Here is a 20,665-nt window from a genome sequence, read left to right on the forward strand (position 1 = left end):
TAAAAAATTTCCGGCACATTGAATGACAAAGTAGTTTCTGAATGTGAAGATTATGTGAAGAAAATGATTCACATAACTTTAAAAACGCTCCTGAATAGATGTATAAGCTGATTTTGATCTTCACATTTCATGAAAGCGTGCCAAAGATAAGCCTCTTTCTGTTTAGAATTAATTCAAATTCTTTATTTCCCTGATAAGCAATAGTTTTCCCTCTACACCAGAACCCTATCTCTGTCTCTTTCCCTTTGGGAGGGAAAGAGGACGCCTTGGTGGGATTGGTTTTGGGGTCTGGTTTCTGTTTGTATGGCCGGAATCTGTACGCACTCTTTTTTCAACATTATTCCCGGATAGCCTGATGGATGCCCGTGATGGTTGGTGCAGCTAATATCTAAACATCAACATCCCAACTCGATGTTAAATAGCTCAATGACTATATTCTCTCTTCTTCAAAAATATTAAATAAGCGTTTTTTATGGATCTTCAGTTAACAGGAAAAGTCACACAAATATTAGATGAGCAATCAGGTCAGGGGAAAAATGGTCCATGGAGAAAAAGAGATTTTATTCTCGAAACCAAAGGGCAGTACCCCAAGCAGGTGTGTATTACACAATGGGGTGATAACATCGATCAGCAGGCGGTTAATAAAGGAGATGAAGTCACTGTTTCCATTGACATCCAAAGCCGGGAATATAAAGGGAATTGGTACACCGACGTAAAGGCCTGGAAAGTTGAAAAAGCCCAGGGTGATGTGCAGGCCCCGCCAAGTGCCCCCGGTTTAACCCGCGAAGGCAATCAGGAAATGGACCTGGATGACGACCTGCCGTTTTAGCCGAAATAGGAAGTTACTTGCCCAACAAAAAAACCACCGCCCTCACAAGCGGTGGCCGTTGGATCAACCTTTGAAAAGCTACTTTCAGAATTGATACCCATAACTCAATACACTATTAAATAACGATAGTACAGCCTCTTTTTCACCGCATATCTGTGTAGTATTTACCAAAACGTGTATTGAGCTTTTAAATGACTCGGTTTAATTCCGTCTCCAGTCGATATCTTCCTTTGGCTTGTTGTCCAGGATTTCCTCAATTTTACCCATCACTTCCTCATCTACCTTATCGAGGATGTCCATGGTTTTCATGTTTTGCTCCACCTGTTCCACAGTAGAAGCCCCGGTAATTACAGTGCTGACATTCTCATTGTTCAGGCACCATGCCAGTGCAAGTTGAGGCATCGGAACGCCTATTTCATCAGATACAGCTGCCAGGTTAGCTACTTTTCTAAGCTTGGCTTTTCCCTCTTCGCTTTCAAGCAGCTTTTTTCGGAGCCAGCTGTACTTTTCCAAATCCAGTCGCGAACCTTCCGGGATTCCATCATTGTACTTTCCGGTGAGCAAGCCACTGGCCAGCGGACTCCAAATGGTAGTCCCCAATCCAATATCTTCATACAGGGCTGAAAATTCTTTCTCCACCTTATCCCGCTTGAACATGTTGTATTCCGGCTGCTCCATCAGCGGTGGACGTAAATGATTCTCCCGGGCAAAATCGTAGGCTTTGCGGATTTGATCGGCACTCCACTCGCTGGTTCCCCAGTATAGGGCCTTGCCTTCGTTAATCATTTGATTCATAGCCCAAACGGTTTCTTCCACCGGGGTGAACTTGTCGGGGCGGTGGCAAAAAATGAGATCTACATAATCCGTTTGTAGTCGCCTCAGGGAAGCTTCTGTTCCCTCTTTAATATGCTTAAATGACAAGCCCTGATCGTTTTCACCTTCGCCGCCCCAGAATATTTTGGTTGAAAGCACCAGATCCGACCGTTTCCATTCAGCTTTTTTGATAACCTGTCCCATAATGGTTTCCGACTTCCCCATCTCATACGCCTCAGCATTATCAAAGAAATTCACGCCGGCATCATAAGCCGTTTTCATTTGATTGTAGGCGAGATCTGTATCCACCTGTTCGCCAAAAGTAACCCACGATCCAAATGACAGCGCTGATACTTTAAGTCCTGATCTTCCTAAAAACCTGTATTCCATAACCTGTATTTCTGATTTAATTTTTCTTTTCAGTGATTCAATGTGTTAACAGCTCATAACTGTAATGCGTTCTGCGTATTCCGAAAAAGTAGTGAAGAACAGAATAGCGATTTCAGATTAAAATGAACGGCTGATATCTATATAGTGAGCATCATATTACCTACATCTCAGCAGCTATAAATATAGTATTACCTGTTATTACTTACCTATAAGAAACCATTGAATAACAAAAGTAAAACAGATTTGGTCAGCCGGGCACCTCTGCCGTATATTGATTGGAGTTACTTGAAACAAAAGCCCTTCTACAAGTAATTTTATCTCTTTCCTTCCATTTCTCCCTTCTTCTTTGGTGAAATAACTATGTCTGATTACATCGATGAAAGCAAAACCCGGCCATCGCGAGGAGTAGTGTGTGGTTAGTAGTAAAAGCCGGTCATCGCGAGGAGGAACCTTGCAGAATCTATGGCAACCCAGCTTGGCGACGAAGCGATCTCCTTAACCTACTTGGGATGTCGGTTCAGGGAGATTGCCGCGTCGGTATGCATCACAGCCCTGCATTCGGATTTACGGGCTCCTCGCAATGACGCGCGGGGGGTTAATGAGTAGAAAAAACCCGTCATCGCGAGGAGTAGTATATGGTAAATCAGGACTCCCCTGCCTGGCCACGACGCGATCTCCTTAAGCTACTTGGGATATCGATTCGGGGAGATTGCCGCGTCGGCATGCATCCCAGTCCTGCATTCGGATTTACGGGCTCCTCGCAATGACGCGCGGGGGGTTAATGAGTAGAAAAAACCCGTCATCGCGAGGAGTAGAGTGTGGTGAAGCAGGACTCCCTTGCCGGACGACGACGCGATCCCCTTGATGTGCTTGGGAGGTCGGTTCGGGGAGATTGCCGCGTCGGTATGCATCCCAGCCCTGCATTCGGATTTACGGCTCCTCGCAATGACGCGTGGGGGGGTTAATGAGTAGAAAAAACCTGGTCATCGCGAGGAGTAGAGTGTGGTGAAGCAGGACTCCCCTGCCGGACGACTCGATCTCCTTGATGTGCCTGGGATGTCGGTTCAGGGAGATTGCCGCGTCGGTTTGCACCCAGCCCTACGTTCGGATTTACGGGCTCCTCGCAATGACGCGTGCGGGGTTAATGAGTAGAAAAAAGACGGTCATCGCGAGGAGTAAAGTGTGGTGAAGCCGGACTCCCTTGCCGGGCGACGACGCGATCTCCTTGAGCTACTTGGGAGGTCGATTCGGGGAGATTGCCGCGTCGGTATGCATCCCAGCCCTGCATTCGGATTTACGGGCTCCTCGCAATGACGGGGGCGCCGGGCGGGGTGTGGGTTTGTTAATTACCCCACACTCTCTTCCACGATGGCTATTTCTTCTTCGGTGAGGCCGTAGAGCTGGTACACCAGCTGATCGATTTCCGCCTCCAACGCGCCGGTGTCGGCTTCGGGGTTTTCTTTTTTGGCGGTGAGGATTTGTGTTACGCATTCCTTTAATGAATCTGTTTTAACGATAGGAATTTCAGAAACATACATTGGTTTGTATTCATAATACCCACCTCTTTTTGTCGATGAAGTATGAGTTATTACAAAGTCAGCTACTTTGGAATTTAAAACTCCTAAAAGATTTAAGTCTTCAATGGGAATAATCGAAGTCTTATCATTCGAATATTTCCCTTCCTTATCAAAAGTATAATTAGCCTGATTTGTGATAGCTGGTATTATAATTTTAGGTTTTTCAAATTCTTCGAAATAGTCAACCGCATCCTGAATTTCATACCACTTGTAACTTCCGGGTTTTCTTCCCGGCCAATCTTTATTTGGGACATCTTTTGGTCTTGGTTCAAGTTCTTTTTTAAAGCCTTCTAAATATTTTTTTATTGCCGGGTATTTATCAAGATCTGTCCCTCTTCTTGTAAAGATTAAATAATTCTCTTGATCCGGCTGCTGATACCTTTTAATATCTCGTCCAGCCAAAAACGGTTTAATAATTTCTGCACTGGAAGCATCTTCTTCAATCAGTCGGTCTTTGGTTTCTTCATCAATCACAAAAGCTTTGTTATAACCCGTCAATACACCGCGATAAATTTTTCCGTCCACATATTCTCCCAAAGGGATTCCGGCTTTTTTTAACTTCTCCAGTAATTTTTGAGTTCTCAAAGGCACTAACGACCACCCTTCCTCACTTAGTTTTGATGCATCTACCTCAAAAGCCTGTTCTTCTTCCAGTACATCAAAATCTTCTACCGGTAGGGTTTCCACTTCCAGCGCTTTAAATACCGTTGGGTTATCAGATTTCCTTATTTCCAATAAACAGGGGTAAGTGGTGGCTTCCTCAAATACAGATAAATCCCCAAAATCGGTAATGGCTGTAATTTGTTTTTGTTGTAGCCAGGTTCGGAGTGGCTTTCCATAATTTGCCCGCATCCATTTGTTGGCTACAATGTAATGGAAGTAGCCATTTTCTTTATTCAGCTTCACCCCTTGCTCAATAAAGTAAGCGTATAAATCTGCGGTTCCCGCATATACCTCAAAATGAGTTTTCAGAAAGGGTTTTATATCGCCTAAGGCTTCCTGCCGTACATAAGGCGGATTCCCAATCACCACATCAAAACCGATGTACTTTCCTTCTTCATCGAGCACTTCCGGGAATTCGAAGCGCCATTCAAAAGCTTCGCGGTAAAAGGCGCCGGCTTCTTCTTCGGCTTTCTGCTCTTCCAGTTTAGCAACTTTCTTTTCCTGCTTTTTGAGCTCTTTCTTCGTCGCCTTGCCTTCCCCGAATAAATCTTCGTTCTGCATCAGCTCCAGCTTACCGCGGGCTTTACTCAGCTTTTTGTTAATGGGCTTGTTGTTGAGCAGGTTTTCGCTGTATTCGGCTTTTATATCATCAATCAATTTTTGCAGGCGCTGCTTTTCGTTTCGGTCGCGCGTTTCGCGGTAGTTTCGTACGGCCTGCTTGTAATCGTGCAGCGAGTGCTCGCTTTTCTTAAAGATGGAGCTGAGGTCTTCATCCAGCCCGAACCGGCTTACCAGCGAGTTCCCCTGCTTTATGTTGATGTCGATGTTGGGGAGGACTTCGAGCTCGGAATAGGGAGAAACACCTCCCTCTACCTGTCCTTCGGACATCTTTCTCCCTTCTGAGGGAGAAAGAGCCTCTTCTTTATTGTCATCTTGGACCTGATCCGGGATCTCTTGCGGGCCGGATGTATAATAGGCGTGCTTCAGCAGTTCGATCCACAGGCGGAGGCGGCATATTTTTACCGAGTTGGGATTGATATCTACCCCAAACAGGCAGTTTTCAATCAGGAATTTCTTTTCATGGAACAGCGCCTCCTGAATACGCTGGCTTTCTTTGCCGGCGGGTTTGCGTTCTACCTTGCCATTTTTCCAGTGGTGATTGAGCTTGTACTCAAACAATTCGCCGTTGTGCTCTATCGCCAGCTCATCGTTTTCCACAGAAATATCCAGGCGGGAAATATACTTACCCTCGTGATCTGTCAGCACCTTCAGTTCCGATTTGATGGCAATCAGTTCATTCAGGCACGAAACCAGGAAGTGCCCCGACCCCACCGCCGGGTCACAAATGGTAATGGAATTGATCACCTCATTCACTTCCGAAAGCTCTTTGGCTTCAATTTTCCGGGGAAGTTCATCAAAACTCCCGCAATCCCAGCCAAAGGCTTCATTCAGCTTATCCGTCACCGATTTACGCAGCGTTTCCCGCGCCATATATTCGGTGATGAAGCCGGGGGTAAAAAACGAGCCGTCTTTGTAGCCGTTGATCTTCTCAAAAATCAGGCCCAGCACCGAAGCGTTGATCAGCGTTTTATCTTCGGTTTGAATGCCGCCCGAACTTTCGGCACTGAAGTTATAGGCATCCAGAAAGCGGAGCAGGTAATCGAGGGTGCTCAGTTTTTCTTTAGGCGGCTTTGCTCCCTTTTTCAGGATACTCCGGGAATGCAAATCCAGCGTGGCTTTATCATCCAGCCCGGAAATCTGAATGGTGGTTTTCTCCAGCCTGGTGGAATCGAATAACGAGGAGTTCAGGTACGGTATATGCCCGAAGCGTTCCTGCACCGATGCCGGTCGTTCCTGGTTCCGCAGTGCCAGCACCCGGAAAAAGAGCTTGTTGAGTTCGTCGTACTCATCAATGGTTTCGTAACTCAGAAATTTAAATTTCTCATCATATTGGTGATACGCCAGCAGCTGGGCTTCCATCAGTTTCAGGAACAGCACCCGGTTCATCCAGGTAATCACCAATTCCAGCGCCACCCCAAACAGCTGATCGTCTTCCTCATCCCCATAGTGCACGGTGGCATCACGCACTTCGTTCATGTGCTGGTCGTACCGTAAAATCTCGATGGTATTTTCAATCAGCGACCCGCGGTGGCGTTCTTTTTTCGGCAGACGCTGAATCAACCGGCTCCCTTTCTCTTTCACTTCCTGCAGTCCGAGTATATGCAGCAGTTCGTTGTAGAAGCCTTTGTCGAGGGAGTTACTGTCGTTGGCAAAGTTCTTCTTCACCAGGTGTTCCGGTGAAAAGAGCTTGTATAAAGGAATCAGCTTTTTGTCGGACTCTTCATTGGCTTCGGCTGCCAGCTGTTTTTGATATTTGCTGAGATCAGCGTGCGTTACGGTTATATCAGCATCAGACTCGTTAATAAACGCTTCAAATTTTTGGTAGATGAAATCCGTCTTCCCAGAAACTTTTTCATCATTCTTCCACTGGCGATAGGTTTTTAGCAGTTTCTTTTTGGAATAAAAATGGCGTTCGATTTCCCGGGCATCAAAAATGAAGAACTCGATATAATTTGTAATGACTACCTGTTTCAGGTCATCATTCCCGCTTTCCCTTTGGTCAAAATAATAGTGAAGGGCTTCCTGCAGGGCCTTTCGGTTGGGGTTATCTTTGCTGATCATTTCAGCTTTGTTATCCGGACGCTTGGCTTCAATAATCACATCCACCGAGGAGGAAGTCGTTTTACCTGAATAGATGGCCAGGTCAATTCTGTCGCTGGTGTTTACAAGCTTTTCTTCCCTTTCATAAAACGACCTGGAGAGAAAATCTTTGAGGTAGGCTTTCAGATGTTCTTCACTTTCACTGCCTGCTTCCTCAATCTGATTCAGGTATCTCGTTGCTTCGATTTTAAAGGCATCCAGGTCTGCTCTTTTAACATTTACTTTCAGGTAAGCTTTGTTGATCCCCTGCCGAACGGTTTTAGTCTGTAGCTGCATCTATTTTTCTTTTATTAACAACGGATTATAGGGAAAGGAGGATTGATTAGAAAGCCGGAAAGGAAAACTCACCCTGCTTTTCATCAGCCGAAAAGCGGGTCTCTTTTCAAATACACAAACGCACACTTATGTGGTGAGTTAAATTCGAATATTCTATAGCATATGCTCAGTGGTGCTTATACGTACATAAAACTGAGGTCAATATGAATAAGACAAAAACTATAATAATTGCTTTACCCCTTCTGTTGCTTGGTAGTCTATCCCTACACGCACAATCTAAGTGTCATGATGAATTAATTAACTGCCATATTATTGAAATTCAGTACAACAAAGATCTTCAGGTGCCAGTATTTAATTCAAATCACTTTAAACACTTACCCGCCGATACTCCTTTATATTTAAAGCTGACGAGTGATGCCTTTAGCACTTTTAAGGTTGAATTAGATACGGTTGTTGTGAGAGAGTTTAATCCTTTAGCAGATCTTGTTCCCTTTACAAGTCCTGAAAAAATGGGCCCACCAATTAGAGAAGTTCGGGATAGCGGGGCCTTTTTCTATTTGGGTATGTTTGAAGCCGGAAACCAAGCTACTTTTAACCTTCACAGAAAGGCACCGGATAATAGTTGGGATCCGTTAGGTAGTTTTGCAATACAGATACCAAAAAAATATCGGTTCAGGGTTAGAGCCGGGTTCAGCGCTACCTATTATAAAACTCAGGATGTTAATATTCAGTCAAGAACCGCAAATATTGGAGATATTGAGAACCTAAGTAATAATGATTTAAAGCTTGGCTTTCGGCAATCTCAGTTTTTAGCCGATACAACTACTATTTACAGAATACAGGGAATCTCCTCAAAAGACTGGGGTTTTGCTCCTACCATGATGCTTTCATTTTATCCATTTGCTAAAAAAGACCTAACGGACAACACTTCTTTTTTCGGCATCATGAGTAATGAAAATTCTTTTAAAGATTTTCTTTCACACTCATTATCACTTCATGTTGGCACCAGTTTAAATAAAGATGTGTTTTCTGATTTTTATGGTGGGATTAATGTTGAAGTTATAGAGGGAGTTGATCTTGGGCTTTCTTACCTGTCCCACAATGTGAAAAAAATCGATACGCCTTATGATTACCGTGATGAGGAATTCGATGGTTCTATACCCTATTTCACTAATTCTGATGCACCCGAATCAAGCAATTTTCTAACTGAAAAGCGTGTGTTTGATATCTCTTATTCCATATCCGTAGATGCTGTGGTATTTCAAAAGGCTTTTGTCTCAATATTTAGCACCTTGAAGAAGGGAATAACGGGAGGCTAAAAAAGTAACCCCGGTCTCCATAGCTTCAGCGAAGGAGACCGGGGGTTGAGTTTGTTAGCCAGGCATCAGGCGTTTGTTCATCCATGCTATGCCTGAACCTGTTTTAAGATACTTTTCAAGTTTAATGGCAGTGGCTTTGTCTTTAACTGCTACATAACAGACCAAATCAAAAGGCTTATAATTCTTGGTGGCCGTACTTTTGCCCTCATTATGTTGCTTAAACCTCTTTTTCAGATCATGGGTAAACCCCACATATCGCCAATCTCTAACCTTACTCTTCAGGATATATACGTAATACATATCAGTCGCTTTTAATATTGATATCAAATAGTAAGAGCGACAAAAAAGCTATTCCTTACAAAATATTTTATTCTTTAGAGGGGAGAAGGGCCTGCTTATCATAGCTTCACAAAAGAAATGCCTTACCATCAAAGCTTCAGAAAAGAAGGGCCTGCTCTTCATAGCTTCAGCGAAGAAGAGTGGGCCCGGAGGGACTTGAACCCCCGACCAATCGATTATGAGTCGACTGCTCTAACCAACTGAGCTACGGGCCCTCAGATATCATAAACAACGATTTCTGACCTCATAAGCTAAAACTGAATCAAAATTGTACATAGTTTTGTACATAGTTCCATTTTCTCCACCGATTGTACATAGTACATTGGCATTAAAATTAAGATTTATGTTTTTAGCTTTGTACAATCCTGTTCCTTTTCGTTCGCTTACATTGTGTAAGTAAATATAGAAATAAAAAGCGCCTCGACTCAATGTAATTTTGAGTGTTTTTTAAGAAGCATTACTAATGCCTCTGCTACTTTTATTTCAAGTTCTCTGGCTTCTGAAATTCCTTTCTGCCCTTCACTAAAATCAAAATTTAGAAGAAGTGTGAGGGCATTCTTCATTTTTTCTTTCTCTGAAATGGTAAAACCTGCATTTTCGGATACGCTTCCAAACATCTCTCCTTTTCCGGTGAGAAGCCAAGTCCCATCGCATCCAGATCCAAGTACGATTTGAGCTAATACTTCTGAACCTGGTTTTTTTATTCTCCCATATTTCAAATCAGTAATTAACGAATAATTGTTAATTCCACATTTGTCTAAAAATTCTTTAGCCGAACCATATTTACTACTAATTAATATAATTCTTTCGGCGATACTGTTTTTTTTGATTGTGCTTGAATGCATTTAATCTGTAATTTTGCCAATTCGTTAATTAACTATAATTCATCTACTTACAGTGTGTAAGTAACTAAATATTATTATGTCTAATCAAATACCTAATACACATTCACAATTAAAGTTTGCGTTGGGTATCAGTCAAAGAAGTTTGAAAGGTTTTGCTAACACTCTAACTAAGCCAAATGGTTCCATTGGGATTTCACATGCCGCTTTAATTCGGGTAGCGCAAGACACTGACAAAACCCCTTGGATACGTGAAGTAATAAATAGAACCATTAATCAAAGCAAAAAGAAGCACCCAAGTATTTGGGAAGAATTTTTAAATGGAAATGACTCAGATAAAACAAAAACAAATAATTAATGCAATTGATGGACTTTCCAATCAATTGGAGCTGATACGGTCACTGGTAAACGATACTCTTCTACAAAACAAAGAATGGCTGAATTCAAAAGAATTCGCGCTATTAGCTAACATAAATTCTAAATCTGTTTCAAATTATGCCGGAAAAGGCAGGTACAAGAAGATCAAGAGAGATTGTAATGGTAAACACCTAATACATGTCTCGGAACTAAAGAGGCACCTTAATGAATAGGAAGCCGCTTACTAAAGATTTAAGAACTACTATTTGGGGACTTGCTGCATTCATAGATACCGATGTGAATCTTAATGATTTTTCAATACTGATTCGGGATAAAAAGAACTCAGATATCAAAAAAGTCGCAGTTATTCTGATTGAGGCTAAACAAAAACTTAACCGAGTGATCTTGCAATAGATCAAACCTGATTGACATTCTACGAAGCGATACCCCATGTGAGGGAAGCATCCAGAAATGATATTATCGAAATCATTTCTGAACGCATTTCTTTAAAAAAATCTGGCAGTTACTACAAGGCGTGTTGTCCATTTCACTCTGAAAAGACTCCATCTTTTTATGTGCATGAGAATAAAGGCACATATAAATGCTTTGGCTGCCAGGCATGGGGTGATGCCATAAGTTTCGTAGAGTTTTTTGATGGGCTGACCTTTACTGAAGTCATTTATTTATTGGCCGACCGATATCACCTAACCATATCACATAAAAGTAGGAAGAAATCTCAACAGGCTGTAAAAAAAGAAGACGACACACTTCCAGGTTATTCCTCGGTGAAGTCCGAAATCCTCAAAACCGGGAAAGTTTATATAGCATTTAAACAAGGCATCGCACCATTCACACCACTTCTTTTCATAGATGGCCAGCTAAGCCTTGAAGCTGCAAAACTTTTAAGAAAAAGAGCGCAGAAAATCATATTCGTTGCTCAGGGCACTTCCTGGAAAATACTTAAACCCTCCTTTGAAGCGGCTTTAAAAGCTGAATTGGAAGTATTCGCTATTCCAGATTATTCCAAAGAATTCCAGGAAATGGACTGGGTGGACTATTGCTCCGCTCAGACTACCCAAAAAATTACAAATAAGGATGTGATACAGCTCATTGCAGGGATACCTGACAACATCACCCGGTCTGTGTACATCACTTATGCAACAGATAATTTCAAAGAATTGACCACATAATGACAAACCCAATGTTCAACGCCGATTTTTGGCGTTGGTATCTGCGTAAAGAGTTTAAAGAATTTGCCCATTTAGCAGATACAACCATACTTATTGAACGAATTCCGAATGTATTTTCTGAAAACAATCCCGATTCTTTTCTCACCTTAAACCTCGACACGGAAATTTGTACTGATTCCGAGGGCAATGAATTCAATATGGTTGAATTTATTGCAATAAAAGAAGACTCCGAACGGCAGTATGCGGAAATGAACCTGGCCGTTGACTATGAGCGCTGGTTGGCCCAAAAATTTCAAGAAAACGCAGCCAAAGAATACGAACGGGATTTCGACAACTACCAATGGGTACGTAAACGGGGTGGAGAAAAAGTACCTGTAACCGATTTTGATCTCATACTGGAGTCCATTATCGAAAAATGGAATCCGGAAAAGAAAGAATGGGAACGCACCTATGTTGGCCAGCTCCGGTACCTTCGGGGAGGCATTCCCATGTACAAGCCCTTCAATTTCGAGCCCGGTCAAACCCACAGCGTAGAGGAATTTTCCAAAAGCGTATGGAATAAAGACGTGCTCCAGGTGAAAAACATGAAGAACGAAGACATGCGCAGCTTTTGGCTGCATGTAAACATCGAGTTTAAACCCCGCATTGTCCGTGAGTTTGATCACTTTGGGATCATTTCTTTTGAAAAAACCCGGTATTTACTTGCCGGTAACGTGCTGGTAAGCTTTCCAAAGAAACCATTTGATCACATTAAACTCATTGCCCAGCGAGATGGAGCTTTTCCCGTAGGCGATAACAAGTTTTTAAAGCCCCCAGAAGATGCTATTCACTTACCGCATTATGATTTAGGGATAGCCAATCCTGATGGTTATTTCCAAAATGCTCAGGAAAGCCTGTACAATGACCAAGAATTTTATAAAAAACTCGTGGAAGTTGAGCATCACTTTTGTGGCATGATTGGAGGCATTACAGATTTCAGACTTTGGGGGAAATTTATCATCGCTTACGTGTTTGCGTTTGTTTTTTTTGACGAAATCTACACGCTTCACAAGCATGTCATCTTTCTCTACCTGTATGGTGAAGGAAACGTGGGTAAAGGAGAAATGGCTAAGCTCATTCAGGATTTCTTTGGAATAAATCACCTGGATAGTTTGAACACACCACCGGCCCGATCGGTAGATGAGGCGCTGGAGCAAAAATCCCACATCCCCCAATGGATAGATGAGCACGTTCCTCAAGTTCCTGGTAAAAAAGCCAAGATTGAAGACCAGATTTGGAACTCTTGGTTTGAACTCAAGCCACGACCTACTAACATCAAGAAAGGCAACAAATGGGGCAAGGAACATAAAGTAGTGCGTACCATGCCTCTGTTTTGCAGCAACTTTTTGCCCGCCACCGATCACCTGCTTAGCCGCTCGCTAATCATTCATTACAGCAAAAAAACCCGTGGTCCAGAAGATCACGTAAAAGAGCTACTCAATGATCGGGTTACCCTACAGCGGCTTATGCTTTCTTTTCTAAAAAACTACCACCTGCTCAACCGAAAAGACTTTATAAGGGACATGGAACGTATCCGGCTCAAGCTCAAAGATGCGGTTAAAACCGAGCTGGGTGATAAAATGAAGGATGTGGTGCTCCAAGACCGGCAAATTAATCAGTTTGCCTCGTTGGTTACGGTTTCCTACTGGCTAAATCCTGACTACCGGAACCTGATATCGGGTTCGCTGGACGAGCTGGAAGAGATCAAAGACAAAGCCATGTACGATGATTATTACCGCAATTTCACCAAGGAACGTAATGAGGAACGGCTTCTCTCGGTTACCGGGGAAGATCTTTTCCTTTTTGCTCGGGATGAAGTCGTTAAAACAGCCATCCGTTACTCTTCTCAAGATCCGCTTACCGAATTTATTGAAACCATCGGTACACTTATCCAATCTTTGAAGGTCACCGTACATCATTTCAATTGGACCAAGGACGGCACACTCAAAATTTGGGCCAAGGCGATCTGGGACATCTACGAATACGAAAAAAGAGGCACCGATGGCATGGTTCGCCGTGATATCGTGGATGAGAAGCTTCGGGATTTAAGCGATTTGACTCCGGAAGGCGAACTTAAGGTGGTGAACTGGACCATTGTTGACAGTTACAGCAACCTAAAGACCGATACCATTCGTCAGCGGGGCTATTACCTCCCGAATGCGGTAGAAAACGAGCTGTTTCGCAACGCCTTTAACTGGGACAAATTTAAGCCTGCTGGAAGCCAGCCCTGGACGGAAAACACCGAACTGTTTAAAGAAGAAATAGCTTCGGCGTGAGCTATTTTTTTAGCTATAGAATAGAAAAGACCGAAAAAGAAGAAAATCTATGTTTCAATGTTTCAAAATACTAAAAACATACTTTATGATACTTTTAATACACTTTTTTATGAAACTTTTGCTGAAACATTTATGAAACACCATGAAACATTCACCCTTTTTACTGAAACAGGAATGTTTCATCTGTGTTTCACGGGTATTTCTTCTAAATCATTGAAATTATTTACCCCAAAAATAAACGCAATCCATCGTGAAACAGGCATGTTTCAGGAAATGTTTCATAGAAATCAGCCTTTAAATATGCCTCAGTGTAATTTTTAGGTATTTGAAACATTTTTTTGGAATAAAATGAGTTTTACCGGAAAATCAATACATAACCATCACTAATTAGAAACTCCATGCAGACTGAAAAATCCATGCAAGAAATAATTGACCGCGAAGTAATGACCATCAAAGAAGCCCAGGTATATGTAGAGGAAAAAACGGGGATGAAAAGCAGCCTTTTTTATGATTGCGTGCGTCCTCTTCTTTCTCCCCGTCCCATGGCTATCAATCAACGCACCCGAAAACCCGCTCATTTTGTAGTTGCTAAAGAACAAGTTGAGCAGGTCATTTTCAGCATGAAAAAACAAATTGAGTAAAAAAGAATAATTCCAATTCACTCAATAAATTTTTTCCAATTTTTTGTGCTTACAGAAAATTTTTACTTGCTCACATCCCCAGTTATTCCTCCAAGGGCCATTTAACTCCATTTATATCCTGCCTATTCTGTGTTCGAACCAAACAGAACACAGATGGCAGATCATTCAGAACATATACACGACACGCTTGCTGATGATAAAATAGGCGGAGCTATAAAAGCTTCTCCCGGCCGACCGCCGGCTGAGTTTTATTCGAGTATGAATATTCCGGCTAAGTTTTCTATGGCTGGAAATTATTACCACGAGCGCTGCCTCCAGCTCGAAGGACAACTAACGGATGCAAATCGCAAAATCCAACAGATTACCGACGAGCTTTTTCAAGCCAGAAAAGACCTTTCCCAAGATAAAACCGAATTACTGTTAGCCCACCAGAATGAGATCGCCAGGCTGAAGGAGGAATTCAGAGATAAACTCGATGGGCTTAAAGAAGCTAACACGTCAAAGGTCCATGAATTGGAAAAAGAAATTGAAAAACTGGACCGTGAACAGTTCAAAAAAGACCTGGAATATCAAAATGCTCAGCAGTCTCCGGGAAATCAACTTGTAGAACAGTTCGTCAAAAAGACCCCGGAGGTAATTGATACCCTTGGCGGATTAATAAGCATCATCGTTGGGCAGCGGCATGGATTAGGCCCTATTGCAACCTATACACCTCCTTCGGAGACCATTAACACTGCACCTGAAAACGAAGCAACCTCATCTGGTGAACCTACAGAACATTTTCCTGAAACTTCCAGGCCATCACAACCAGAGCCCCTTTTAGAGGAAGCTCAGCCGAAAGAGCAAACTCAGGCAAATAACCCAACTACCCCCAATCAATGAGCATGCACTTCCCCTATCAAAAATTAATACAGGCTGCTTTGGATTTTATGGCTATCGACTCCCCCTCTGCGGCCCGCTATATAACCTATGTACGGGCCATACAATCACAAATTGGAATCATTCAGGGCATTGAAAACAGATCTTTGACGGCCAAGGACTGGATCAGTATCGCTATTGAATTGGGCAGAAGGGCATTGGAAAGAGATATCGGCGCGAAACGAATTGCAGAAAGTATATATCCCTTAGTGGATGGATCAGGGCAATTTTCGACCTATGCCGGTATCTCTGCCAGTGCTGCCACCAACCTATTACTCATTTGGTCGGGTACTTTTTCACTTCGACCAGAAGAAAAAGCGCTATTGGTTGATGTAATTGCAGAACTGCAGAAGTTATACATAACGCGAACTAATCCAATTGCCCACTCATGAGGACAGTCCAAACTAAAACGATCTCCCAACTGCGAAATCAGCTGTTCTCCATAGCCGAGGAAGCAAGTATTACCACCGTGACCCGAAATGGACAATTTATTGGAGTCTTAATTACCGAAAATTTTCCCACATATGGATTGGCATCTTTAACCCATAAAAGAATCAAGGAAAATCCCGTCCACTCGATTAGCCAGCTTACCAAAGGGTTGATACGTTGATGCAAAGTGGCTACGTACAGATATTACCAGATACCCAGCAGCAACATGCCAGAGCACGGGCTGTGGATGCTTCTTTGGAAGCATCCACAGTACCTCTTTCTACACGACGCCAGGCCTACCCCGGTGTGGAAGGCGTAATTTCGGCAGCCAGCAGGTTGGTTACTAAATATACCGGCGACGAGCGCATTCGCTCACTTGCTCTCAAAATTACAAGCACAATCCGGCGACACCGGCTTACCGGACAACCCGACCTGCGAAACATTGACGCTATTGCCTCCGCCATATACAAGTGGATGGTGCGCAACGTGAATTACGTGCGCGACCCATGGGATGTCGAGCGTATTCAATCGCCCTTTGTCACCATTACTCAGCGAGCCGGTGACTGCGATGATCATGCCATTTTAGGTGCTGCCTTGCTGCAAAGCTTAGGTATTCAAACGGGCTTTCGCATTGTCTCGCGAACGGGACGTCACTTTGACCATATTTACGCGGTGTACCAATCACCTACCGGCTGGAAATCTTTCGATACAACTGTGCTGAAATATCCAGGTTACGTATTTGATGAGCGGCTCATTAAAAAATCCAGGCACGTCACCAACCTGATGCCGGAAGGTTTGGGGCTTGACCCTATTACGCTACTCACCACGGCTACAACAATGGCCAGTACCGGGATGACACTAAAAAATACCTTGTCCAGCATATTTGGAGCCAAGGATTCTGGTGAGCGCCAAATGCGCGGAGCCCTTCGAGATCACCTCATGCAGCGAGGCGTGCAATCCGAGGTCATCAGTCTTTCCCAAAAGGATAATGCCACCCTTCAGCGCTACGCACAGATTATAGATGAACTTGGTGCCCCGGCGGTTCAGCAACTGAATCGCTACGGGCAACTTTCCCCAGTTTGGATTACTCAACAACAAGCAGCAAATAAAACCAAAAAAATGGGGCTGTATGCTGGTCTTGCCATTGGAACCTTGGTTCTGATTGGTGGCGGGTATATGCTCCTAAATAAATAGACCATGAGTAAAAGTGGATTTATCATTCCCTTAGAGGATACTGTCATTGGAGAGGAAAATGCGGTGATTGCCGTGGCCATCAGTCCCGGACTGGGCAATTGGGAAGAAACCGACCCGTGCCGGTACGCCAACCAAAGCTGTAAAGGCAAAATGTTTGGCAAGCTGAAAAGCTGCCGCCGTCAACGCGAGAAAAGTCAGGCGCTTTGCAAAGCGCACGAAGCTTCCCTTCAAAAGAAAGCCCAGTGGGAAGGCCAGCGCGAAGAAATGATGCAGGCGCTCCAGACCAATCTTACCACTACCGCTTCCCAGCAGCAGACAGCCAATTCGACCATGAAGTCGGGTATCGCTGTGGGTGGAGTTGCTCTTACCGGAGCTATTGCTTTGGCGGTTTTGATGCTGAAACGAAAAAAGAAATCTTCTAAATAAGCAGGCCTGTCCCATGACCAAACAACCCAGCGGTTATACCAGTTTTGACCTTCTCAACCAACGAGCAGCTACCGTTTCCCAGCCCACCCAAACCAAATTTGGCTCGGCTTTAACCTCTATCAACGACTTACTTAAGACCGCAACCGATACCGTGGTGACCATAGATGGGGTCGTCAACAAAGGCGGAAACAAGTCTGGAGGCGGACAACCGCCGGTGCTATATCCCGGCCAAGGCGCACCTGCTCCCAGCGGCTCGGGAGAGTTGATCAAGTATGCGGGCATAGCAGGAATCGCCATAGTCGGTGGGATCATTCTACTCAAAGTGCTGAAGAAGTAAGTATGCAAGCAGGACGAATTTCAACGTATTTAGACGGTGGCGTTCCAGGTGGCCATGCCCCTATGGTATTGCCTGACACGGAAGATACTTCTTACGAGCAGCCGGATATGCAGGTCATAGAAATGGGCGAAGGCGAAGAGCCTGCGGCCAAAAAACTATGCCAGCGACTTCAGGAGCAGCCGATTTCACTTTCGCAGTGGATTCGGGATAACCAGAACACCTTACTAATCGCAGGTGGCCTTTATGTAGGCTACCGCTTGCTAAGGAGGTAAAATGAACGCGCAATCTGGATATATCGACACCGGACTCGGGCAGCTCAACCTGTCCAGCAATATCATAAGCTCCGAGGCTGTAGAACTTCGCATTATCGGGCGTAACCCCGCCTCGGGGAACCCGCCCAGCGGGGTTCCGTTTTCGCTTGACCTTGAAATTGAAACCTTCCGTAATTGGGCAAAAGTTCTTTTTCTACCGTTTATGGCCAGCTGGGGTCAATGTCCCGACGCCCTTGTGGTGGTTCGCTCGGAGCAGACCAGATCGGTGTTAGGCTTCCAGCGGTTCCGAACGTCGATGATGGACGGTTGCCGCGCACAGGGACGACTCGTTTTTGACCGCTCGTTTGTTCCAACCTCGGGCCATAAAGTAATTTTTGAAGTGTACCCGGATGATGTTGATTTAAGCAAGCTACCCGCTTCAGATCTCATCGAAAAGTCAGCACCCATTTCCCTCGACCTGGACCAGAAAACCGGCGAGCAGTCCGGGGTGTATTCTCCACCCACCGAGTCGTGGTACAAGATGCCCGAACTTGGACCGGGTAACACCCTTGGGGAGGTGAATACGCTACTCAAACGGGTGATCATTATATCGGTTGCTGGTGCGGGGCTTTATTTCTTAGCCCCCATGCTCCCTGGACTTCGGGCGGGTGTAAAAGCCTTAGCTCCTAAAGTACCTGCCGAATGAAATCAACTTTTATACCACATACCGGTACTGCATTACACGGCATGGACGATTACCTGCAACGCACCTCGCAAAACGCCTTTAAGCTGTTTGCGGGGAAACTTCAGAGCGCCACAAGTGGTCGTCGCGGCCAGCTTGCCACGATGGGACTCAACCTGGCCAACCTGACCACCAGTAAAGCAGGTATCACCAGGGTATATGAACAGAACGCCGGAGTCATTGACGCCTACTTCGAGTATGTGGATCTGGTGGCTCTGGCAAAGAAATTAACTACCGATGATCCTTTATCATCCTCAGCTAAATCACCACTGATAAAGTATAGCTCTACGCTTCTGATCGGTATCACAATAGGTGTGCTTGCACATCGAACGTATAACTCAAAATCGAAGAAATGACTCTCAGTAAAGGCGCCTCAGGACAACAGGTAATCAGGCTCCAAGCAGGATTGCAAAAAGCAGGATTTGATCTACCTCAATATGGTATTGACGGAAAATTTGGAAGTGAAACACAATCTGCCGTTATGAAAGCTCAACGTAGGTATTCTCTTCCGGTAACCGGAGAGGCCGGGCCAACACTACTTTCAAAACTGGGGGTATCCAATGCTCAAATAAACATGAAAACAGATAAAAAAGCCATGCTGACCAAAGCTGTTCTGGCTGGCATTGCCATCGGTGCTTTAATTGTGATCGCTAAAAAAATGAGGAACCGTTGATATGGACATCCAGAACACTCTGAGCGCCAAAGAACTGGCAAAAATAAACATCAAAGGCATCAAGATTGCCGAACCTTATGGTACACTTCTTGGGGAACCGGAGAAAAATGCCGTCATCTTTATCTGGGGTGAGAAAGGGGCCGGAAAGTCCACCTTCAGTTTAGGCCTTGCAAACGCTCTTGCACAGCACGGTAGAGTCGAATATATACCAGCCGAAGAACATTTCGGTAAAACACTCATTGACCGAGTCAAGCGATTAAAAGCGACCCACAACAACCTGAACTTTACTAAGTGGAAATCACTCACATCGCTAAAAGAAACCCTGCTGAAAAACAGATCTGCCTTTTGCGTATTGGATTCCATTTCTGTCATTGACGCCAAAGACGCCTCCACTGTAGAACTGGCACAGTGGTGCCGCGAACAAGGCATTGGGTTCATCATGGTGGCCCATGCGACCAAAGATGGCAAGTATAAGGGCAACACCAGTATCGCACACGAATGCGACATTGAAATTAAAGTAACCAAAGAGGGACTGGCTGAGACCGAAAAAAACCGCTATCAGGTATTAAATGCCATCGACGTTCCTTTTGGTTCGTCAGGCACTGCCGAAACTCTAAAAATTATTCCCCCGCTTACGCAAAGCCAGCATGAAGGAGTGGAAGACCAGCTATCTAATAATGAGACCTCAACAGATGAGGAACTCATCGACTTCTTTCAGGGTGAATTTGATCTCACTAAACAGCAGGCAGCCCATTGGGCCTCAAAAAGAGGAAGCTATTTAATGAATCCCACGCACAGCGAGCCACGCGATAATCCCGTAGAGTTGCCATTTACGATCTCACTCAAAAAAATTAATACCCTCCACAAACTGCGCTCCTGGAAACGGGTGAATTCCCTGCTCGGCTCCAAAATGCCGTGTTACGCCAAACAGCATTCCGGGGAGTCCGAACGGGCAACACTGAGCATTCGCTATGTGCCCGACTACTACAACAAACGTTACATCGTGGAGCTGCTCATTGACGGGGAGCTGAAAACCCAGATCTGCACCGAAGGGGCCAAAGGCGGATTTGCCGCTTCCTGGGCTCAGCTGGTGAAAAAGCACGGCAATCTGGAAGTGCAGATTCTGGCCCAGGATCATGCAAAGAAAGTGTTGGGCGCGCGAGAATACCGGAGGCAGGAAAAGTTGCAAGATGGCACCGCGGATTGCCCGCCAACCGGCAAAGCCAAAGCCAAGAAAACACCTAAGCGCAAACCTACTCCGCCCACCAAGAAAACCGCCAAGAAAAAATCGGCGGTAAAGAAATCCAAACCAGCACCTAAGCCTAAAGAGCAGACGCCTCCAAAGGCTGAAGTAGACCTAGAAGCCGCCCGAAAAAGCCAGGCCAAACTCGATGCCTTTTTAGAAAAAGTCCTTAGCTAAGCC

At 44.4% G+C, this 20,665-nt stretch carries 21 protein-coding genes and 1 tRNA gene; 17 read left to right on the top strand and 5 right to left on the bottom strand.

Translation table 11 applies throughout. The features are described 5' to 3' along the window. Nucleotides 1-472 precede the first annotated feature (472 nt). Nucleotides 473-829: a DUF3127 domain-containing protein gene (locus NM125_RS12775; RefSeq protein ID WP_255135337.1), complete on the top strand. Its 357-nt coding sequence runs from the start codon at nucleotides 473-475 to the stop codon at nucleotides 827-829. Nucleotides 830-1,030: 201 nt separating this feature from the next. On the opposite strand, the gene NM125_RS12780 is transcribed toward NM125_RS12775, so the two are convergent. After that, complete coding sequence (locus tag NM125_RS12780; protein ID WP_255135338.1) at nucleotides 1,031-2,032, bottom strand: potassium channel beta subunit family protein; 1,002 nt, start codon at nucleotides 2,030-2,032, stop codon at nucleotides 1,031-1,033. 1,346 nt (nucleotides 2,033-3,378) lie between these two features. Further along, nucleotides 3,379-7,269, bottom strand: coding sequence for a type IIG restriction enzyme/methyltransferase (locus NM125_RS12785; RefSeq protein WP_255135339.1), 3,891 nt, complete (start codon nucleotides 7,267-7,269; stop codon nucleotides 3,379-3,381). A 203-nt stretch (nucleotides 7,270-7,472) separates the two neighbouring features. Here NM125_RS12785 and NM125_RS12790 point away from each other — a divergent pair, with 203 nt between their 5' ends. Further along, nucleotides 7,473-8,588, top strand: coding sequence for a hypothetical protein (locus tag NM125_RS12790; RefSeq protein WP_255135340.1), 1,116 nt, complete (start codon nucleotides 7,473-7,475; stop codon nucleotides 8,586-8,588). A 54-nt stretch (nucleotides 8,589-8,642) separates the two neighbouring features. Here the strand turns inward: NM125_RS12790 and NM125_RS12795 are convergent, their stop codons facing one another. The 3 genes from NM125_RS12795 to NM125_RS12805 form a co-directional block, all read right to left on the bottom strand. Next, nucleotides 8,643-8,888 (bottom strand): GIY-YIG nuclease family protein, encoded by a 246-nt coding sequence (locus NM125_RS12795; protein ID WP_255135341.1) that lies wholly within the window; start codon nucleotides 8,886-8,888, stop codon nucleotides 8,643-8,645. Between the two features lie 180 nt (nucleotides 8,889-9,068). Then, nucleotides 9,069-9,142 (bottom strand) — tRNA-Ile (locus tag NM125_RS12800). 210 nt (nucleotides 9,143-9,352) lie between these two features. Continuing rightward, a complete protein-coding gene (locus NM125_RS12805; RefSeq protein ID WP_255135342.1) occupies nucleotides 9,353-9,772 on the bottom strand; it encodes a hypothetical protein in 420 nt (139 codons plus the stop codon). A gap of 76 nt (nucleotides 9,773-9,848) precedes the next feature. Here NM125_RS12805 and NM125_RS12810 point away from each other — a divergent pair, with 76 nt between their 5' ends. The 15 genes from NM125_RS12810 (at nucleotide 9,849) to NM125_RS12880 (ending at nucleotide 20,662) form a co-directional block, all read left to right on the top strand. Continuing rightward, nucleotides 9,849-10,127 carry a hypothetical protein gene (locus NM125_RS12810; RefSeq protein WP_255135343.1) on the top strand — a complete coding sequence of 93 codons (279 nt, stop codon included), beginning with the start codon at nucleotides 9,849-9,851 and terminating at the stop codon, nucleotides 10,125-10,127. Nucleotides 10,128-10,351: 224 nt separating this feature from the next. Then, nucleotides 10,352-10,540 (top strand): hypothetical protein, encoded by a 189-nt coding sequence (locus tag NM125_RS12815; protein ID WP_255135344.1) that lies wholly within the window; start codon nucleotides 10,352-10,354, stop codon nucleotides 10,538-10,540. Nucleotides 10,541-10,551: 11 nt separating this feature from the next. Continuing rightward, nucleotides 10,552-11,316 (top strand): CHC2 zinc finger domain-containing protein, encoded by a 765-nt coding sequence (locus NM125_RS12820; protein WP_255135345.1) that lies wholly within the window; start codon nucleotides 10,552-10,554, stop codon nucleotides 11,314-11,316. Further along, complete coding sequence (locus NM125_RS12825) at nucleotides 11,316-13,631, top strand: hypothetical protein (RefSeq protein ID WP_255135346.1); 2,316 nt, start codon at nucleotides 11,316-11,318, stop codon at nucleotides 13,629-13,631. The genes NM125_RS12820 and NM125_RS12825 overlap by 1 nt, the downstream gene beginning before the upstream one ends. Before the next feature lie 398 nt (nucleotides 13,632-14,029). Next, nucleotides 14,030-14,272, top strand: coding sequence for a hypothetical protein (locus NM125_RS12830; protein ID WP_255135347.1), 243 nt, complete (start codon nucleotides 14,030-14,032; stop codon nucleotides 14,270-14,272). Nucleotides 14,273-14,425: 153 nt separating this feature from the next. Beyond that, on the top strand, nucleotides 14,426-15,154 hold the full coding sequence (locus NM125_RS12835) for a coiled-coil domain-containing protein (protein ID WP_255135348.1): 729 nt from the start codon (nucleotides 14,426-14,428) through the stop codon (nucleotides 15,152-15,154). 2 nt (nucleotides 15,155-15,156) lie between these two features. Then, nucleotides 15,157-15,582, top strand: a complete 426-nt coding sequence (locus NM125_RS12840; RefSeq protein ID WP_255135349.1) for a hypothetical protein — start codon at nucleotides 15,157-15,159, stop codon at nucleotides 15,580-15,582. A 217-nt stretch (nucleotides 15,583-15,799) separates the two neighbouring features. Then, nucleotides 15,800-16,813: a transglutaminase-like domain-containing protein gene (locus NM125_RS12845; protein ID WP_255135350.1), complete on the top strand. Its 1,014-nt coding sequence runs from the start codon at nucleotides 15,800-15,802 to the stop codon at nucleotides 16,811-16,813. Nucleotides 16,814-16,816: 3 nt separating this feature from the next. Next, nucleotides 16,817-17,239 carry a hypothetical protein gene (locus NM125_RS12850; RefSeq protein ID WP_255135351.1) on the top strand — a complete coding sequence of 141 codons (423 nt, stop codon included), beginning with the start codon at nucleotides 16,817-16,819 and terminating at the stop codon, nucleotides 17,237-17,239. A gap of 13 nt (nucleotides 17,240-17,252) precedes the next feature. Further along, entirely contained in the window at nucleotides 17,253-17,576 is a 324-nt protein-coding gene (locus tag NM125_RS12855) for a hypothetical protein (RefSeq protein ID WP_255135352.1), read from the top strand. A gap of 2 nt (nucleotides 17,577-17,578) precedes the next feature. Further along, entirely contained in the window at nucleotides 17,579-17,848 is a 270-nt protein-coding gene (locus NM125_RS12860; RefSeq protein ID WP_255135353.1) for a hypothetical protein, read from the top strand. Between the two features lies 1 nt (nucleotide 17,849). After that, nucleotides 17,850-18,533: a hypothetical protein gene (locus NM125_RS12865; protein WP_255135354.1), complete on the top strand. Its 684-nt coding sequence runs from the start codon at nucleotides 17,850-17,852 to the stop codon at nucleotides 18,531-18,533. Continuing rightward, complete coding sequence (locus NM125_RS12870; protein ID WP_255135355.1) at nucleotides 18,530-18,925, top strand: hypothetical protein; 396 nt, start codon at nucleotides 18,530-18,532, stop codon at nucleotides 18,923-18,925. Before NM125_RS12865 ends, NM125_RS12870 begins: the two co-directional genes overlap by 4 nt. Further along, on the top strand, nucleotides 18,922-19,242 hold the full coding sequence (locus tag NM125_RS12875) for a peptidoglycan-binding domain-containing protein (RefSeq protein WP_255135356.1): 321 nt from the start codon (nucleotides 18,922-18,924) through the stop codon (nucleotides 19,240-19,242). Before NM125_RS12870 ends, NM125_RS12875 begins: the two co-directional genes overlap by 4 nt. A gap of 1 nt (nucleotide 19,243) precedes the next feature. Then, entirely contained in the window at nucleotides 19,244-20,662 is a 1,419-nt protein-coding gene (locus NM125_RS12880; RefSeq protein WP_255135357.1) for a hypothetical protein, read from the top strand. Nucleotides 20,663-20,665 lie beyond the last annotated feature (3 nt).

Source organism: Gracilimonas sediminicola (genome assembly GCF_024320785.1).
Taxonomy (GTDB): domain Bacteria; phylum Bacteroidota; class Rhodothermia; order Balneolales; family Balneolaceae; genus Gracilimonas; species Gracilimonas sediminicola.

Bases quoted from the DNA above. Each gene is read 5' to 3' on its own strand.
- NM125_RS12815 (WP_255135344.1), top strand. From the start codon at position 10,352: ATGAATAGGAAGCCGCTTACTAAAGATTTAAGAACTACTATTTGGGGA.
- NM125_RS12835 (WP_255135348.1), top strand. From the start codon at position 14,426: ATGGCAGATCATTCAGAACATATACACGACACGCTTGCTGATGATAAA.
- NM125_RS12830 (WP_255135347.1), top strand. From the start codon at position 14,030: ATGCAGACTGAAAAATCCATGCAAGAAATAATTGACCGCGAAGTAATG.
- NM125_RS12810 (WP_255135343.1), top strand. From the start codon at position 9,849: ATGTCTAATCAAATACCTAATACACATTCACAATTAAAGTTTGCGTTG.
- NM125_RS12775 (WP_255135337.1), top strand. From the start codon at position 473: ATGGATCTTCAGTTAACAGGAAAAGTCACACAAATATTAGATGAGCAA.
- NM125_RS12875 (WP_255135356.1), top strand. From the start codon at position 18,922: ATGACTCTCAGTAAAGGCGCCTCAGGACAACAGGTAATCAGGCTCCAA.
- NM125_RS12785 (WP_255135339.1), bottom strand. From the start codon at position 7,269: ATGCAGCTACAGACTAAAACCGTTCGGCAGGGGATCAACAAAGCTTAC.
- NM125_RS12850 (WP_255135351.1), top strand. From the start codon at position 16,817: ATGAGTAAAAGTGGATTTATCATTCCCTTAGAGGATACTGTCATTGGA.
- NM125_RS12780 (WP_255135338.1), bottom strand. From the start codon at position 2,032: ATGGAATACAGGTTTTTAGGAAGATCAGGACTTAAAGTATCAGCGCTG.
- NM125_RS12855 (WP_255135352.1), top strand. From the start codon at position 17,253: ATGACCAAACAACCCAGCGGTTATACCAGTTTTGACCTTCTCAACCAA.
- NM125_RS12825 (WP_255135346.1), top strand. From the start codon at position 11,316: ATGACAAACCCAATGTTCAACGCCGATTTTTGGCGTTGGTATCTGCGT.
- NM125_RS12790 (WP_255135340.1), top strand. From the start codon at position 7,473: ATGAATAAGACAAAAACTATAATAATTGCTTTACCCCTTCTGTTGCTT.
- NM125_RS12805 (WP_255135342.1), bottom strand. From the start codon at position 9,772: ATGCATTCAAGCACAATCAAAAAAAACAGTATCGCCGAAAGAATTATA.
- NM125_RS12845 (WP_255135350.1), top strand. From the start codon at position 15,800: ATGCAAAGTGGCTACGTACAGATATTACCAGATACCCAGCAGCAACAT.
- NM125_RS12840 (WP_255135349.1), top strand. From the start codon at position 15,157: ATGCACTTCCCCTATCAAAAATTAATACAGGCTGCTTTGGATTTTATG.
- NM125_RS12865 (WP_255135354.1), top strand. From the start codon at position 17,850: ATGAACGCGCAATCTGGATATATCGACACCGGACTCGGGCAGCTCAAC.
- NM125_RS12860 (WP_255135353.1), top strand. From the start codon at position 17,579: ATGCAAGCAGGACGAATTTCAACGTATTTAGACGGTGGCGTTCCAGGT.
- NM125_RS12795 (WP_255135341.1), bottom strand. From the start codon at position 8,888: ATGTATTACGTATATATCCTGAAGAGTAAGGTTAGAGATTGGCGATAT.
- NM125_RS12880 (WP_255135357.1), top strand. From the start codon at position 19,244: ATGGACATCCAGAACACTCTGAGCGCCAAAGAACTGGCAAAAATAAAC.
- NM125_RS12870 (WP_255135355.1), top strand. From the start codon at position 18,530: ATGAAATCAACTTTTATACCACATACCGGTACTGCATTACACGGCATG.